General features: G+C 73.6%; 2 protein-coding genes. Both read left to right on the plus strand.

Annotated features, from left to right (window positions below):
• Positions 1–328: 328 nt before the first annotated feature.
• Complete coding sequence (locus tag ACYVE9_RS24760; protein WP_461030123.1) at positions 329–967, plus strand: DedA family protein; 639 nt, start codon at positions 329–331, stop codon at positions 965–967.
• 101 nt (positions 968–1068) lie between these two features.
• A complete protein-coding gene (locus ACYVE9_RS24765; RefSeq protein ID WP_461030124.1) occupies positions 1069–1947 on the plus strand; it encodes an ATP-grasp domain-containing protein in 879 nt (292 codons plus the stop codon).
• Positions 1948–1977: the final 30 nt, after the last annotated feature.

Genomic DNA, 1977 nt, shown 5'->3' on the forward strand with positions numbered 1-1977 from the left:
GGCCGTCCTCCCCGGCGCGCTCCGCGCCACGGCCCCCGTGGTGCCCGTCGCGGCCCCCGTGCCGCCCGTCACTGCTCCTGCGTCAGGCCTTGCCGCCATGTCGCGCCTCCTTCTGGTTCGCTCCCGCTGTGGCGCCCGCCGCGGGAAGCGCCGTGCGTGTACGGGCGACGGACTCCTCGGGTGGGCTGTTCGGGCACAACTGTCGCGGTTCGCCGGGGCCGGATCGGCGCCACACGGCCCCGGCACAGCCCTGTGGGTGACCCCGGCGTACGCTGTACGGCGGTAAGCCGGGCCGAGGGCACCGGGCCGGGAGCCACCGGGAGTCAAGGTGCTGGAAACGCTGGGGACGCTGGTCTACGCACCGTGGATCTATGTCCTCATCGGTCTGTCGGTGCTGCTCGACGTCTTCCTTCCGCTGCTGCCGAGCGGCGTCCTGGTGATCGCCGCCGCCACGGCGGCGGCCGGTACGGCCACCGACCTGACCACGCTGGCCGCGCCCCCGCACGGCAGCGCCCACCTGCCGGAGATGTTCCTGCTGGTGCTGTGCGCCGCGACCGCTTCCGTCCTGGGTGACCTGGCCGCCTACCAGCTGGCCCGGCACGGCGGCCGCCGCCTCACCTGGCTGCTCGCCCGCTCACGGCGGATCGCCGTCGCCCAGGTCCGTCTGGAGCAGGTGCTCAGCCGGAGCGGCGGCTCCCTGATGGTGCTGGCCCGCTTCGCGCCGGCCGGCCGGTCGGTGATGAGCCTCGCCGCCGGAGCCGCCCGCCGCCGCCCCGCCGACTTCGTCTCCTGGTCGGCCGTCGCCGGCCTGGCATGGGCGCTGTACAGCGTGTCCCTCGGTTACTTCGGCGGCCAACTGCTCGGCGTCAGCTGGGGCAGCACCGCGCTGTCCGTGCTCGCCCTGTTCACCGCCGGCACTCTCGCCGGCTACCTGCTGCACCGCCGCCCCGGCTCCGCGACGGTGTGAGTCACCCGCCCGCCGGCTCCAACTCCGGTCGGGCACCCGCCCGACCGGGCCCGCGAGGACCGGCGGACACGTCGACGTCCAGCCGAACCACCGGGAGCACCATGCCGTCCGCCCACCGACCCCGCATCCTGTACGTCACCGACCTCACCTACCCGGCCCGGGGCCGCAGGTACTGCGACGAGGACATCCACCTCAGCGCCCGGCTGCGCGACACCTTCGACCTCGCCCTGTGTCACCCGCTGGACGCGGCGGCCCTGATGGACGCCTTCGACGCGGTGGTGGTGCGCAACAGCGGGCCGGTGATGAACTACCGGGCCGCCTTCGACACGTTCCGCGGCCGTGCGACCAGCGGCGGCGTGCGCGTCTGGAACGAGCTCACCGGCCGCGCCGACATGCTGGGCAAGCAGTACCTGGTGGACCTGTACGCCGCCGGGTATCCGGTCATTCCCACCGTCGACCGTGCCCGCGACCTGGACCGGCTGCCCGAGGCGGACGAGTACGTCACCAAGCCCAAGCACGGCGCCGACTCCATCGGCATGCGGCTCCTGCCGCCCGACCGCCTGCGGGAGTTGGCCCGCGACCTGGAACTGACCGCCGGGCGGATGCTGGTCCAGCCGCGGATCCCGTTCCGGTACGAGGTCTCGTTCTTCTTCGTCGACCGCACCTTCCACTACGCGCTCCACGCGCCCCGCCCCGAGGAGCGGTGGCAACTGGAACCGTACGAACCGACCGCCGCCGACCTGGACTTCGCCCAGCGCTTCGTCGACTGGAACGAGATCGACCACGGCATCCAACGCGTCGACGCCTGCCGCACTCCCGAAGGCGACCTGCTGCTCGTCGAGTTGGAGGACCTGAACCCCTACCTGTCGCTGGACGCCCTGCCGCAGGCCACCCAGGACGGTTTCGTCTCCGCCGTCCGCGCCTCGCTGCACGACCTGCTGGCCGGTCCGCCGGCAGCCCCGCCCGGCCCGCGCCGCTGACGCCGGCCGGACGACCGGCACCCGTCCACC

Source organism: Streptomyces sparsus (assembly GCF_054776295.1).